Raw genomic sequence first — 13698 nt, forward strand, 5'->3', positions numbered from 1 at the left:
CTGTTCAGGTGGCAAACAGGGCTTTCGCTCTTTCCACGTCATAAGCCCGTTCGGTCAGGTTCTCCGGGTCCCATTCGCTGCGATGGATGCCGAAGAAGTCGCCGCCATAGACGTGGATCGCCCCGGTCAGTTTCTGAATGGGGTTCGTCACCGAATGAATGATGTCCTTGCCGAGTGGCGTGACATCGCCCGTCGACATCGCTTTCGCGCCAGCGGCTTCGATACGGCCATCCGGATCGTCCTTGATTCGCCGCCAGAAGATATTGTCCTCGCGGCCGCCATAGACACCGATGACCGCCCACATTTCGTGATTGTGCGGCATCAGGGTCATGCCCGGTTTCCAGACCACATTCAGGATGGTGAGGTCATCTGCCCGATAGATCGGGAAGATACCCCCTGCCGTCGGTTCGCCGACGGCGGCCAGCACGTCCGCCGGGTCGCTGAAGGCGCGCGCCGTGAGATCGTGCACGGCCTTGTGGGTCGGGTCAGCGGCCACCGCCGCGCGGCAGTCTTCGACGAAGCGGTCAAGATCAAGCATGGTATCCTCCAGGGCCGATAATCGTAAGTCAGGATGACCCGGCGAACAACCACGGACCCATCTGACCTTCCAAGCTTGCCGGAATCTGTGCAAAGGGCTATGGCGCGCCCTACATATGTTTCGGCGGCGCAACGGACCGCTCTGAATTTGGAGACTTCATGTCGAAAGAAGAACTGATCGAATTTGAAGGCACGGTCGTCGAACTGCTGCCGAACGCGACGTTCCGCGTTAAACTCGAGAACGAGCACGAAATCATCGCCCACACTGCAGGCAAGATGCGCAAGAACCGTATCCGCGTGCTGACCGGCGATAAGGTCATGGTTGAAATGACCCCCTACGACCTGACCAAGGGTCGCATCACCTACCGCTTCAAGTAGTATCCATGGCGAGCTTCGGACACGCGCCGCTCATCCTTGCGAGCGCCAGTCCCCGCCGTCGGGACCTGCTCGCGCAGATCGGCATCGTCCCGGCCCGCATCGCCCCCACCGACATCGACGAAACGCGCCGCAAGGACGAGCCGCCGCGCGCACTGGCCGAACGCCTCGCCCGGGAGAAGGCGGCGGCGTGCGAGGCTGACGGTTTCGTTCTGGCGGCAGACACGGTGGTCGCGCTGGGCACCCGCAACCTGGAGAAGGCCGAGGACGCAGCCGAAGCCGAGGCCTTCCTGCGCCTTCTGTCGGGTCGGTCGCACCAGTGCATCACCGGGATTGCCGTGAAGGCGCCGGATGGCCGCGTGCAGTCGCGCACCGTCCTCGCCAGGGTGCGGATGAAACGCCTCACCGATGAAGAGATCGCCGCCTATGTCGCCAGCGGCGAATGGCAGGGCAAGGCAGGCGGCTATGGCATCCAGGGCATGGCCGGCGGTTTCATCACGCATATCAATGGCAGCTATACGGCGATTGTCGGCCTGCCATTATACGAAACGAAGTCTTTGCTTGAGGGCATGGGGTGGCGGGCGAGCCCATCCAGCTGATCTCCCAAAGCGGCTCATCCTGAGCGCTCAGATCGGCCGCAGGCGAGCCCCCGTTTCAGGCCCGCTCGGTTGCCGCGACGGCGGCGAGGCTGAGCATGACGATGGCACCGATGCCCAGCCAGAGCGGATTGGCGCTGGCCAGCGCACTGATGTTTTCCTGCGCCTGAAGGATCGATGTCGTCAGCGAGGCATCAAGCCCGACAGAATCGGCCAGCAGTTTCGGCAACTGGGATGCCGCCAGAAGCGCGCCGCCCAGACCGGTTGCACCCAGCAGCAGCTTGCGCAGGCGGGCCTGCGCCCGGATGCGGCCCATCACCCTGTCCACGAAGGGCCGGGCCTCATGCTCGCGGTCTTCAGCAGCGAACAGGGCGGTCAGGTCGGCGTAAGTGTCTTGGTCTCGCATGGTGTCTACTCCATCACGCCACTTGGGTGGCGGCAAGGTCTTTGCGAAGGGCGGCCACGCCGCGCGTCACATGGGATTTTATCGTACCGAGCGGCCATCCGGTCGCTTCGGCGGCCTCCCGGTGGCTCAGGCTGGCGGCGACACACAGGGTGACACAGATGCGCTGGGCCTCGGGCAGCCTGGCGAGGGCGCGCGACAGGTCCATCTTGTCGCCCGTGTCCGCAGCGGACCGGTCGAAGGGAATGATCTCGGCTGTCTCGTCAAATTCGATCTCCACTCTCTGGCGGCGGCGCACCTGCAGGAATTCGCGGTAGCAGATCGTGCAGATCCAGGCCGCGAACGTGCCCCCCGCATAAGTGCCGATTTTCTGCCAGGCGGTGAGGAAGGTCGCCTGGGCAATATCGTCCCCGTCGCTGGCCGTGCCCGTCAGGCGCCGGGCCATGCCCCGCACCCTGGCCTGGTGGCGCCGCACGAGTTCGGCAAAGGCGCTCTCGCTGCCGCGAGCGGCATCGGCTGCCAGGTCAGGGTCGGTGCGCATGTCGGTGCCTCCCGCAGCGACGATCCAGAGATCAGGCCGGTTTGCGGCCATGACCGAATGCCCAGAGGCCAAGATACGCCAGTCCGAGGAAAACCGGAAATGCGGCCACGCCGAGCATGGGCAGCAGGGCATCGCCGTCCTCAAAGTTGACCATCATGCCGAGCACGCCAAAAGCGGCGCCGAATGCGATGAACAGCACGCCGCGGCGCAGGTCGGCACGGACCGGATCGACCAGCAGGGACATTTTCTCGATCAGTTCCGGCGAGACGGTCTGGCCGGCATCGATGGCGTGGCGCACGGTTTCATGGGCCGTCAGGCGCTTGCGATAGTTGAAATAGCTGACCAGCCAGATGCAGACCGGTACGACAGAAAACAGGACGATTGGGACGAGGACGTCTTCCATGATGATGTCTTTCTTACAGTTTCACCGGATCATTTTGCCCGGCTTCAAGGGGTAGATGCCGCGAGGCAGGCATTTGGATGCAGCCGGGTGAAAAAACTTCCTGCCGCGATTGCTTGCAGGGGCCGGAGCACGCCTGTAATCGCGGTGGCGACATGGTGAAACTGACCCCCAAAGCCAAAAAGCGCCCGCATGTGGCGGCTGATCTCGCCACGCGGTCCGGGCGCAAACGGGCGCGGCGGGAGCTTGTATGGGGCGACCACGGCTTCCTGCGGGCCCGGTTCAGCAATCTGCACCAGATCGCGCCCGGCATGTGGCGCGCGAACCAGCCCTCGCCGCGCCAGATCGCGGCCCACGCGAAGGAACGGGGCATCCGCACCATCATCAACCTGCGCGGGACCAGTACCAAGGGCTATTACCTGCTGGAAAAGGAGGCCTGCGAGGCGGCGGGCATCGCACTGGTCGATTTCCAGGTCTTTTCCCGGGACACGCCCACGCGGGAAGCCATCTTCGCTGCGCGCGACCTGTTCGAGCGAATTGCATATCCGGCGCTGATGCACTGCAAGTCGGGGGCTGACCGGGCGGGCCTGATGGCTGTCCTGTACAAGCTGCTGCACGAAAAGGTGCCGTTCGAGGAGGCGCGAGAGCAGCTTTCGTTCAAGTACCTGCACATCAAGCATGGCAAGACCGGCATGCTGGACTGGTTTTTCGACGCCTATGCGCGGTTCAATGCGGGCCGGGCGCGTACGGACTGGAAACCCTTCCTCGACTGGGTCGCCGAAGACTATGACCGCGCCGCCGTGAAGGCCGAATTTCTCGAATCGTTCGGCAGCAAAGTGCAGTTCGACAAGATTATCGGGCGGGAATAGGCGCTTTCCCTGTCACCAGATTCATGATTGCCTTGGCACCTGAGCTGATCATGGAGATGCCGGAATGCGCCACATAATCCTTTCAATCGCGGCGCTGACCACGCTTGGATCCTGTAGCGGCAACAGCGATCACAAGGCCCTTGTGGCCGCCTGCACGGCCGATGGCGAAAGCGCCGAAACCTGTTCGTGCATCGCCGATGCAATGGAGGCCAAGCTCGATCCTGACCTGTTCAAGCGCACGGCCCAGTCGATCGGGCGCGAAAAGCGCGATGTCGAAGCCTTCGTTACCTCGCTGACCGGTGAAGAGCAGATGCAGTTTGCCAGCGTCGTGAGCGACATGTTCACCTGCAAACTGTCGCCGCCAAAGGAGTAAGGGGACGCGGCCGGACTGGTGCAAATTCGCACCGGCCCGCAAGCGAGTTTCGTTTCATACGTGTAATCGCGTGACGGCGCGCTTTTATCCGCCTAAATTCGGCTTCGAAACAGGAAGGGGACACCCATGAAGTTCTTAATCATCAACAGTTTCCGTATCATGGTCTACGTGGCATATATTGCGATCATTGTCGGGGGCATCGCGCTCGGCCTCTACAACAAGGGCGAATTCAGCAACGAGATGCTCGGCCTGGCCGGCGGACTGGCCCAGGTGGCGGACTTCGCCATCTTCACCGCGGCCGGCTGGATTGCTGCCAGCCTTGTCTGCGGCCTGATCGTTACGCTGATGGACATTCGCGACGATATCAATGACCGCCTGCCGGACGCGCGCCGCGACGACTGACCGGCCGATGAAACCGAGGAAATCATGTAATGCCGCCGGGAATCACCGGCGGCATTTTTTCTGGAAGGACTGAAACATGCCACCCCTGGAAGCTGCTGCCGTCTATATCGGCATCAACATATTGCTGCTGATCTACCTGTCGTCGCGTGTCGTCTTCGTGCGCCGATCGGCCCAGATTTCGATCGGACATGGCGGCAATGCCGAACTGGAACTGCGCACCCGCACGCATGGCAATGCGTCCGAATATATCCCGGCCATGATGGTCGGCCTTGTGACGGCGGCCTATATGGGCATCCCGGCGCTGTGGATCCACATTCTGGGCGCCACGTTCACGTTTGGCCGCATTCTGCACGCCATCGGGCTGTCGCGGACGATCCTGCCGGCCCGCGCGGCCGGCATGCTGCTGACATGGATCCCCCTTGTCGGGATCGCAGGCATGCTGATTTATCACGGGCTTGCCTGATTTGAGCAGTTGCACGGCCCGGCGGGGCGGTCCATTTAGCCGGTATGGCTGAATTCAAGACTCCACCGGCTGAATTGCTCGCCGGTCTCATCGACCAGTGCCTGAAGGCAGGCGCCGACGCTGCGGATGCCCGTATCGGCGCGGCAGAGGGCGTCAGCGTCTCTGTCCGCGACGGCAGGATGGAAAGCATCGAGCGCGAAGAGAGCACGAACGTGGCCCTGCGCTGCCTGTTCGGCAAGCGCCAGGCGCATGTCTCCGGCTCCGATCTCTCGACCGAAGGCCTCCACGCCCTCGCCACGCGCTGCGCCGCCATGGCCCGCGCCGTGCCGGAAGACGAATATTGCGGCCTCCCGGACGCCAGCGAACTGGCCACAGGTCAGCTCGACATGGACCTGACCGGCGAGCCGGAGATTTCGGCCGAGACGCTGGAGCAGGAATCGCTGGCCGCCGAGGCTGCGGCCCTGGCCGTGAAGGGTATCAAGACAGTGGCGGGCTGCGGCGCCTCGTGGAACCGTTCCTCGCGCTGGGTCGCCGCGTCTAACGGCTTTTCCGCTTACAAGACCGGCACGAGCACCAGCCTCGGCCTCGCCTCGGTTGCCGAAAAAGACGGCGCCATGGAGCGCGATTATGAAAGCTGGTCCGTCCGCCGCACGATTGACCGCCCCAGCGCCGAAACCATCGGCCGCACGGCGGGCGAGCGCACGATTGCGCGTCTCGGTGCCCGCAAGCTGGAAACCCGGAAAGCGGCGGTCCTGTATGACCGGCGCGTGTCCGGCGGCCTGATCGGCGCGCTGATGAGCGCGATTTCCGGCCCGTCCATCGCGCGCGGTGTCAGCTTCCTGAAGGACCGGATGGACACACAGGTCTTTGCGAAGGGCGTCAACGTGATCGACAATCCGTTCCGGCCCATGGGCATGGGCTCGCGCTGCCATGATGGCGAAGGCCTGCCCGTCAAGGAAACCTACCTGATCGAGGATGGCCGTCTCACCGAATGGCTTCTGAATGGTGCGTCTGCGCGCCAGCTGGGCCTTAAGCCCAATGGCTTTGCCGCCCTCGGATTTGGCGATCCGCCCGGCGTCACCACGTCGAACCTCTATCTGCAGGCGGGTGAGAAAACGCCTGCCGAACTGATGGCACAGGCCGGAGAGGGCCTGCTCGTCACCGACATGTTCGGCCCGTCGATCAATCCGAATACGGGCGACTATTCCGTCGGCGTCGCCGGGTTCTGGTTCGAAAATGGCGAGATTGCCTATCCCGTATCGGAAGTGACGATTGCAGGTGACCTGCCAGCCATCTTCGCGCGCCTGATCCCCGCCTCCGACCTCGAATTCCGCGGCACGCGCGATGCGCCCAGCATCCTTGTCGAGGACATGAGCCTTGCCGGCAGCTGAACGCACGCTGGTCGAAGACCTGGTGACCCTGCGCAGCCTTGCCATAGAGGCTGGGCAGCTGGCGCTGTCCTACATTCTGGAAGGCCAGTCGGCCCGCGCCTGGGAAAAGACGGGCGGCAGCCCGGTCACCGAGGCCGACATGGCCGTCAACCAGCTCTGCGATCTGCGCCTGTCGGCTTCGCGGCCTGAATATGGCTGGCTGTCGGAAGAGACGCTGGATGATCCCGCCGCACGCCAGAAGGACCGCTGCTGGGTTGTCGACCCGATTGACGGCACGCGCGCCTTCATGCGCGGCGACCCGAACTGGTGTGTCGGCCTGGCAATCGTCGAGGCCGGCCAGGCGGTTGCGGGTGTGCTATACGCTCCGGCGCTCGGCCAGCTCTACGAGGCGCGTATCGGCGGCGGCGCTTATCTCAACGGCAACCTGATCCGTGTGTCGGAATGCGGAACGGAAGCCGGATGCCGCCTGATCGCGGCCGAGGAAATGCTCAATCACAAGGGCTGGCCCGAGCCGTGGCCCGCCCTCACCGTGCCGCGCCCCCGGCCCAATTCCACCCTCCTGCGCATGGCCTTTGTCGCCTCGGGCGCGTGGGACGCGACCCTCGTGCTCAGCCATAAGTCGGACTGGGACCTCGCGGCAGGGACCATTCTGGTCCATGAAGCGGGCGGCGTGGCGACGACACACCGGGGCGAGCCGCTGCACTTCAATCGCACCATTCCTGCACAGCGCAGCATCATCGCGTCTGGAAAACGCCTGCATCCTCTGTTAGTGCGCCGGTCAGGATTTGTGGATATACCTGACCCACAGGACAAGGCGGCCCCGGCCGCAGCAACAGTCAAAACGGAGCCAGTCAAAATGGGTGATGCCCCAAAGGCCGGAAAACAGCTGCTTCACATCGTGTTCGGCGGTGAACTGAAAGACGTGCGGGAAGTCGAATTCGAAGACCTCTCGAAAATGGATTTCGTTGGCGCGTTTGCCAGCTACAAGGAAGCCTATGACGCGTGGAAGGCTGCTGCCCACCGTACGGTCGATCATGCCGAAACGCGCTATTTCATCCTCCATGCCCACCGGCTGCTCGACCCGGAGACGGGGGAACACCATAACGTCTGACCGCGCCAAACCGGTGCGCCGTTCCGGCGCCCTGACGCGTCTTGGCAGGGAGCGGTTCGCCGCGCACTGGCGGTGGTTCGCGGCAGGCACGCTGTGCGCCGCGCTGACCTCGATTGCGGCGGCCTCCTACGGTTATCTCCTGAAACTCGTGGTCGAGGGGCTCGAAGCGCTTGCCGGGCCTGACAAGGCCACCGTTCCCACCAGCCTCTGGTGGCTGATCGCGATCATCGGCGTCGCGGCCATTGTCCGCTCGCTCGCCCTCTATGGCATGACCATCTTCAACAATACCGGCGTGCAGCGGGCGATCGTCGATATCCAGCAGGACCAGTTCGGTTCCCTGACGGATGGCGACTATGCACGCATCGCGGCGGAAGCCTCCGGCGGCTTCGTTTCGCGCTTCATCAATGACGTGAATGCCCTGCGCGATGCCGGCCTGCGCATCGCCAACAACCTCACCAAGGGCGTGCTGACGGTCATCGGCGTGTTCATCACCATGCTCGTGATGGACTGGAAGCTGACCCTTGTCCTGCTGGTGATCTACCCTATCGCCTTCGCGCCCGTGCTCGCCCTCGGCAACCGCGTGCGTAGACGCTCGCGCCAGTCGCAGCAGCAGATCGGCGAAGTCACCTCCCTCTTGGGAGAGGCCTTCCAGTCGGCCCGCGTGGTCAAGGCCTATGGCCTCGAAGACTACCAGAAGGCCCGCGCGGCGAAGGGTTTCCGCGAACGCTCGCGCCTCTTCCTCAAGGTGCTGACAGACCGCGCCGCCGTCGATCCGATCCTCGAGATCACCGGCGGGCTCGCGCTTGTCGGCATCCTTGCGCTGACCGCCTGGCGCATCGCGCAGGGCGATACGTCGCTCGGTAATTTCGTCGGCATCATCGGCGCCATTGCCGTCGCTGCGCCGGAACTGCGCGCGCTCGGCACCTTGAACTCGGTAGCGCAGGAAGGCGGCGCGGCGGCCGACCGCGTGTTCGAGATCACCGACGCGGCACCCGAGATCGCTGACTCTCCCGGCGCCGGGCCCATGGCCAAAGTCACCGGCGCCATCGCCTTCGACAATGTGCGCTTTGCCTATCCCGATGGCACGGAAGCCCTGAAGGGCCTCTCCTTCACCGCTGCCCCGGGTGAGACGATTGCGCTGGTCGGCCCGTCCGGCGCTGGCAAGTCCACCGTGTTCAACCTTCTCCTGCGGCTCTACGACCCTACCGGCGGCACAGTCTCCGTAGACGGAACGAATGTGCGTGATGTCAGCGGGGCCAGCCTGCGCGCAAGCATGGGCCTCGTCGCACAGGACGCGGCCCTATTCGACGACACGATCCGCGCCAATATCGCGCTGGGCCGGCTTGGTGCCAGCGATGAAGAAATCGAGGCAGCTGCAAAAGCGGCCAATGCTCACGAATTCATCCGTGCACTGCCGGGCACCTATGATGCCCCGGCGGGCGAAATGGGACGCAACCTGTCAGGCGGCCAGCGCCAGCGCGTTGCACTTGCCCGCGCCATCCTGCGCGGCGCGCCGATCCTGCTGCTGGACGAGGCCACATCCGCCCTCGACGCCGAAAGCGAGGCCAAGGTGCAGGACGCGCTCGCGAAATTCGCCACTGGCCGCACCACGCTGATCATCGCCCACCGCCTGTCCACCGTGCGCGCCGCCGACCGCATCATCGTCATGGAAGATGGCCGCGCGGTCGAGGACGGCACCCATGCGGTCCTGATGGACAAGAACGGCGCCTATCGCAGGTTGGTGGACCTGCAGCTCAGCTAAGGGATCGAAGGCGCATCCTTTGACTTCGCTCAGGATGAGTGCTCCGGCTCCTCAATCGCCGGTGAAATCCGGCTTGCGGCCCTTCAGGAATGCGCTGACGCCTTCCTTGAAATCATCAGATTGCTGCAGCAGGGCAAAGGCCTCGAGGTCGCGATGCCCCGTCGCACGGGCCAGCGCCAGCGCGGCGACATTCACGTCCTGCTTCACGCTTTTCAGCGCCGTCGGGGGCAGGGCGGCTGCCGCCTCGGCAATCTCGCGCGCCTTTGCCATGGCCGTGCCTGCGGGAACGACATGGTCGGCAAGACCCCAGTCCAGCGCCATCGGGGCAGGAATCTTCTCGCACAGCGCCGCAATGCGCTTGGTCCGCGCCGGGCCGACCAGCGCGACGAAGCGCGGGATGGATCCCCAGCTCATGTTCATGCCGCGCTCGACTTCGGGCACGTAGAAGGTGGAATTGTCCGCCGCCACGCGCAGGTCGCAGGCCGTTGCCAGGGCCACGCCCCCGCCCACGCACCACCCTTCGACCGCACAGATCGTCAGGGCATCGACATCCTCCCATGCCTGGCACATGCGTGGCCCCCGGCGCAGCATCACCCGCCGCTGGCTCAGCGAGGCTTTCGCCGCCGCCGTGCCGTCCGGGTCTTTCAGGTCGGCGCCCATGCAGAACTGGTCGTCGCGGCCGGTCAGGATGACAGCGGAAATCTCCGGGCAGTCATGGAAGCCCTGCGCCGTCTCGGTCAGCTGGCGCATCAATTCCTGGCTCAGCGCATTGGCGCGGTTGCCCGTATCGAACCGCACGGTCGCAATCCGGCCTTCGCGCGTGACGCTGACAAGGCCGCTCATTCAGGCGTCGCCTGCCTTGCGTTCCTGCGGCAGCTGCGCGGCTGCATGCTGAAGGAATTTTGCCAGTTTCTCCGCGCTCTCCGCGCCCTGCACGGCCACCGCGCGATTGGCGATATAGGTCGGCACGCCGCTGACGCCCATCTGGCGGAAGGCCTCGGCCTCCTCGCGCACATTCGCCACATCGGCATCGGTCTTCAGCAGGTCGGCCACGATCTCCGCATCAAGCCCGATCTCGCGGGCGATATCGACCAGGACCTCATGGTCGCCAATGTCGCGTCCATCCTCGAAGAAGGCCTTGAACAGGGCTTCCTTGGCCGCCGCGCCCTTGTCCTGGCCCTGCGCCCAGCGCACGATTCGGTGCGCATCGAAACTGCTCGGCCGGCGGGTGATCCTGTCGAACTGATAGGGAATGCCCTCGGCCGCGCCATAGTCGATCAGGGCCTGGCGCATCTGGCCGGATCGTTCACGGCTCTCATCCGAACCGCCGAACTTCTCCTTCATGTATTCCTTGTAGTCGACACCCGCCGCCGGGATCGTCGGGTCCAGCTCGAACGGCCGGAACACGAGCTGCACGTCGACCTCGGGAGCGAGCTTTCGCGCCGCCTCGATCCTGCGAAGACCCAGCCAGCACCACGGGCAGACCAGGTCCGAAACCATTTCCACAACAACTGTCATGCACCCAGCCTAAGCGTGCTGCCGCTGCCACGCAACCGGGGCAACAAGATGTAATCGGGCTGCAAGCCGGAACTTATTTCTTTCGCCCGCCCAGAACGGCCACCAGTTCCTCCACTTTTTCGCGCCGTGCATCCATGTCATCGTCCTTGAGCGCGTGGTCCACGCAGGTCGCAATATGGTCGTCGAGGATCAGACCTTCGAGGCCTATGAGTGCCGCCTTGATCGCCTGCACCTGCCGGACGATATCGATGCAATATCGGTCGTCGGCCACCATCTTGGCGACGCCTCGCACCTGCCCTTCGATCCGGGCGAGCCGCTTGGCGGCGGCATCTCTGGTTTGCGTTTTCATGGAGCGGTGTCCTTCGTCAGGGAGCCTGCAGTATCGTCGCCGCCACGGGTCTTTGAAAGGTAGAAATGCTCGAAGGCGAAAATGACGCCCATGCCTGCCAGCGCGATTACAACGATCAGCGGATCACTCTGCGCCTTCATCAGCAGAAACGCGCCCAGCGCCACGGCGTCCAGAATGATTGCAGTGATCAGCACGGGTGCCCGTGCCCCGACATCCTGGCGCAGGTGCCGATAGACGCCCCAGTGAATGATTATGTCCATGACGATATAGAAAATCGCTCCCAGTGATGCGATGCGCGACAGGTCGAACAGTGCTGCCAGTAAGCCGGCAGCAACGACTGTGTACACAAGTGTATGCGTCTGCGTGTTACCCGGCAGGCCGAGCTTCGGCTCCGGTATCAGGTCCATCTCCACCAGCATGGCCAGCATGCGCGAGACAGCAAACACGCTGGCCAGCAGGCCGGACGCTGTGGCAACGATGGCAATCGCCACCGTGAACCAGACACCATATTCGCCGATGCTCGGCCGCGCGGCCTCAGCCAGTGCATAATCCTTCGCCTTGACGATCTCTTCGATGCTAAGGGTTGATCCGACGGCATAGCAGACGAGCAGGTAAATTGCGGTGCAGACGGCCAGCGAGATCATGATCGCCCGGCCGACGTTCTTTTTCGGATCTTTCACCTCGCCACCGGCATTGGTGATCGTGGTGAAGCCCTTATAGGCGAGAATGGCCAGCGCCATGCCCGCGAGGAAGCCGCCGGCTGACGTCTTATCGCCGATGCCGCCCTCGGCTGGCTGGAAGGCAAACCCGGCAGCCCACAGGGCCAGCAGGGCGAAGACGAGGATGCCGCCGATCTTCAGCACGGCGGTCACCTTGGATACCGAACCAATCATGCTATTGCCGGCAATGTTCACGAGGAATGCGCCGACGATAAGCCCGAGCGCTAGAACTGGCACCAGGATGCCGCCCTCCATGCCGAACAGCTGCAATGTATAGGTCCCGAATGTGCGCGCCACGAGGCTTTCATTGATGATCATCGAGAATGCCATCAGCAGCGCTGCCCCGCCGGTCACCGTGCCCGGCCCATAGGCCTTCTTCAGAATCATCGCGATGCCGCCAGCCGAAGGATACTTGTTCGATACCTTGATGTATGAGTACGCGCTGAAACCGCAGATGATGGCCGCCATCAGGAAGGCCAAAGGAAACAGGCTTCCCGCCAGTTCCGCAACCTGTCCGGTCAGCGCGAAAATGCCCGCGCCGATCATCACACCTGTTCCCATCGCGACGGCTCCAGGTAGCGTCAGGCTGTTCTTTTCGTATGAGGTGCCCATCAGAGTTTCAGTGCACGCAGGCGCAGGGCGTTTCCGATCACCGAGACCGATGACAGGCTCATCGCCGCCGCCGCAATCATCGGGCTCAGCAGCAATCCGAACACAGGGTACAGGACGCCCGCCGCCAGCGGGATGCCGAGCGTATTGTAGATGAAGGCGAAGAACAGGTTCTGGCGAATGTTGCGCATCGTTGCATGGCTGAGAGTGATGGCTTTTGCGATGCCTGCCATGTCGCCCTTCACCAGCGTGACGCTGGCGCTTTCCATCGCCACATCTGTGCCGGTGCCCATGGCGATGCCGACGTCGGCCTGCGCCAGCGCCGGGGCGTCGTTGATGCCGTCGCCGGCCATCGCCACGACGGCGCCGTCGGCCTGCAATTCCTTGATGATCCGGTTCTTGTCTTCCGGCGAAACGTCCGCACGCACGTCGTCGATGCCCACTTGCCGGGCCACGGCGCCGGCCGTCGCCGCGCTGTCGCCGGTCAGCATCACGACTTTCAGGCCTTGCTTGTGCAGCGCTGCAATGGCGTCCTTTGTCGTCGCCTTGATCGGGTCAGCGACGCCGATCAGGCCGGCCGCCTTGCCGTTCACGGCAACGAACATCACGGTCTGGCCATCATTCCTGTAGGTCTCCGCCGCTTTGGCGCGCGCTTCATTAAAGCCGCCTGTCCGCCGCATCATCTTCGCATTGCCGATGGCGACCGAATTACCATCAACGCTGCCCTGCGCGCCTTCGCCCGTGACGGATTCGAAATCCTGCGCGGCGCTCACGCTGATGCCGCGGTCTTTCGCGCCCTGGACAATCGCTGCCGCCAGGGGATGCTCGCTCGCCGCCTCAACCGCGGCAACCAGTGCCAGCAATCCGGCTTCATCCCAGCCGTCTGCGGGCTCAACCGTCACCAGTTTCGGCTTGCCTTCGGTCAGCGTGCCGGTCTTGTCGACGACCACCGTATCGACTTTCTCCAATGTCTCCAGCGCCTCGGCATTGCGGATCAATATGCCGCTCTGCGCGCCCTTGCCGGTGCCCACCATGATCGACATCGGCGTCGCAAGGCCCAGTGCGCACGGGCATGCAATGATCAGCACGGCGACGGCATTGACCAGCGCAAAGACCAGCGCCGGATCCGGCCCGAACACGGCCCACACGATGAATGTCAGCACAGCCGTTGCCACCACGGCCGGCACGAACCAGGCCGCCACCGCGTCCGCCAGCCGCTGGATCGGCGCCCGCGAGCGCTGCGCCTCGGACACCATGCGCACGATCTGCGCCAGCACCGT

18 protein-coding genes are annotated in these 13698 nt (G+C 63.9%); 9 read left to right on the forward strand and 9 right to left on the reverse strand.

Annotated features, from left to right (window positions below):
• Positions 1–4: 4 nt before the first annotated feature.
• Positions 5–538: a hypothetical protein gene (locus VR74_RS16600; RefSeq protein ID WP_045696709.1), complete on the reverse strand. Its 534-nt coding sequence runs from the start codon at positions 536–538 to the stop codon at positions 5–7.
• A 158-nt stretch (positions 539–696) separates the two neighbouring features.
• On the opposite strand from VR74_RS16600, the gene infA reads away from it, so the two are divergent.
• Both infA and VR74_RS16610 read left to right on the forward strand, forming a co-directional pair.
• The gene (gene infA, locus VR74_RS16605) at positions 697–915 is read left to right on the forward strand and encodes a translation initiation factor IF-1 (RefSeq protein ID WP_045654549.1); all 219 of its coding nucleotides are present in this window, start codon (positions 697–699) and stop codon (positions 913–915) included.
• A 5-nt stretch (positions 916–920) separates the two neighbouring features.
• Positions 921–1511 carry a nucleoside triphosphate pyrophosphatase gene (locus VR74_RS16610; RefSeq protein ID WP_045696707.1) on the forward strand — a complete coding sequence of 197 codons (591 nt, stop codon included), beginning with the start codon at positions 921–923 and terminating at the stop codon, positions 1509–1511.
• A 55-nt stretch (positions 1512–1566) separates the two neighbouring features.
• On the opposite strand, the gene VR74_RS16615 is transcribed toward VR74_RS16610, so the two are convergent.
• The 3 genes from VR74_RS16615 to VR74_RS21230 are packed head-to-tail and all read right to left on the reverse strand — an operon-like array spanning position 1567 to position 2855.
• Complete coding sequence (locus VR74_RS16615) at positions 1567–1914, reverse strand: hypothetical protein (protein ID WP_045696705.1); 348 nt, start codon at positions 1912–1914, stop codon at positions 1567–1569.
• Positions 1915–1927: 13 nt separating this feature from the next.
• The gene (locus VR74_RS16620; RefSeq protein ID WP_299950199.1) at positions 1928–2503 is read right to left on the reverse strand and encodes an RNA polymerase sigma factor; all 576 of its coding nucleotides are present in this window, start codon (positions 2501–2503) and stop codon (positions 1928–1930) included.
• The gene (locus VR74_RS21230; protein ID WP_299950197.1) at positions 2484–2855 is read right to left on the reverse strand and encodes a DUF6249 domain-containing protein; all 372 of its coding nucleotides are present in this window, start codon (positions 2853–2855) and stop codon (positions 2484–2486) included. The genes VR74_RS16620 and VR74_RS21230 overlap by 20 nt, the downstream gene beginning before the upstream one ends.
• Positions 2856–3007: 152 nt before the next feature.
• On the opposite strand from VR74_RS21230, the gene VR74_RS16630 reads away from it, so the two are divergent.
• The 7 genes from VR74_RS16630 to VR74_RS16660 all read left to right on the forward strand — a co-directional run bounded on the left by VR74_RS16630 (position 3008) and on the right by VR74_RS16660 (position 9223).
• Positions 3008–3721: a sulfur transferase domain-containing protein gene (locus VR74_RS16630; protein ID WP_045696703.1), complete on the forward strand. Its 714-nt coding sequence runs from the start codon at positions 3008–3010 to the stop codon at positions 3719–3721.
• Positions 3722–3785: 64 nt separating this feature from the next.
• Positions 3786–4094 (forward strand): hypothetical protein, encoded by a 309-nt coding sequence (locus VR74_RS16635; protein ID WP_045696701.1) that lies wholly within the window; start codon positions 3786–3788, stop codon positions 4092–4094.
• 126 nt (positions 4095–4220) lie between these two features.
• Positions 4221–4496: a hypothetical protein gene (locus VR74_RS16640; RefSeq protein ID WP_045696699.1), complete on the forward strand. Its 276-nt coding sequence runs from the start codon at positions 4221–4223 to the stop codon at positions 4494–4496.
• 76 nt (positions 4497–4572) lie between these two features.
• Positions 4573–4959, forward strand: a complete 387-nt coding sequence (locus tag VR74_RS16645) for an MAPEG family protein (RefSeq protein ID WP_045696697.1) — start codon at positions 4573–4575, stop codon at positions 4957–4959.
• Positions 4960–5003: 44 nt separating this feature from the next.
• A complete protein-coding gene (locus VR74_RS16650; RefSeq protein ID WP_045696695.1) occupies positions 5004–6350 on the forward strand; it encodes a TldD/PmbA family protein in 1347 nt (448 codons plus the stop codon).
• Positions 6337–7461, forward strand: coding sequence for an inositol monophosphatase family protein (locus VR74_RS16655; RefSeq protein ID WP_299950195.1), 1125 nt, complete (start codon positions 6337–6339; stop codon positions 7459–7461). The genes VR74_RS16650 and VR74_RS16655 overlap by 14 nt, the downstream gene beginning before the upstream one ends.
• Positions 7385–9223, forward strand: coding sequence for an ABC transporter ATP-binding protein (locus VR74_RS16660; RefSeq protein WP_299950193.1), 1839 nt, complete (start codon positions 7385–7387; stop codon positions 9221–9223). The genes VR74_RS16655 and VR74_RS16660 overlap by 77 nt, the downstream gene beginning before the upstream one ends.
• Before the next feature lie 51 nt (positions 9224–9274).
• On the opposite strand, the gene VR74_RS16665 is transcribed toward VR74_RS16660, so the two are convergent.
• The 5 genes from VR74_RS16665 to VR74_RS16685 form a co-directional block, all read right to left on the reverse strand.
• On the reverse strand, positions 9275–10066 hold the full coding sequence (locus tag VR74_RS16665; protein ID WP_045696690.1) for an enoyl-CoA hydratase/isomerase family protein: 792 nt from the start codon (positions 10064–10066) through the stop codon (positions 9275–9277).
• A complete protein-coding gene (locus VR74_RS16670; RefSeq protein WP_045696689.1) occupies positions 10067–10741 on the reverse strand; it encodes a DsbA family oxidoreductase in 675 nt (224 codons plus the stop codon).
• A gap of 73 nt (positions 10742–10814) precedes the next feature.
• Positions 10815–11090 carry a metal-sensitive transcriptional regulator gene (locus VR74_RS16675; RefSeq protein ID WP_045696687.1) on the reverse strand — a complete coding sequence of 92 codons (276 nt, stop codon included), beginning with the start codon at positions 11088–11090 and terminating at the stop codon, positions 10815–10817.
• A complete protein-coding gene (locus VR74_RS16680; protein WP_045696685.1) occupies positions 11087–12421 on the reverse strand; it encodes an APC family permease in 1335 nt (444 codons plus the stop codon). Before VR74_RS16680 ends, VR74_RS16675 begins: the two co-directional genes overlap by 4 nt.
• Positions 12421–13698, reverse strand: a 1278-nt coding sequence (locus VR74_RS16685) for a heavy metal translocating P-type ATPase (RefSeq protein WP_045698670.1), incomplete at its 5' end; no start/stop codon positions are given. The genes VR74_RS16685 and VR74_RS16680, both read right to left, overlap by 1 nt.

This window comes from Hyphomonas sp. BRH_c22 (genome assembly GCF_000961795.1).
In the GTDB taxonomy this organism is placed as follows: Bacteria; Pseudomonadota; Alphaproteobacteria; order Caulobacterales; family Hyphomonadaceae; genus Hyphomonas.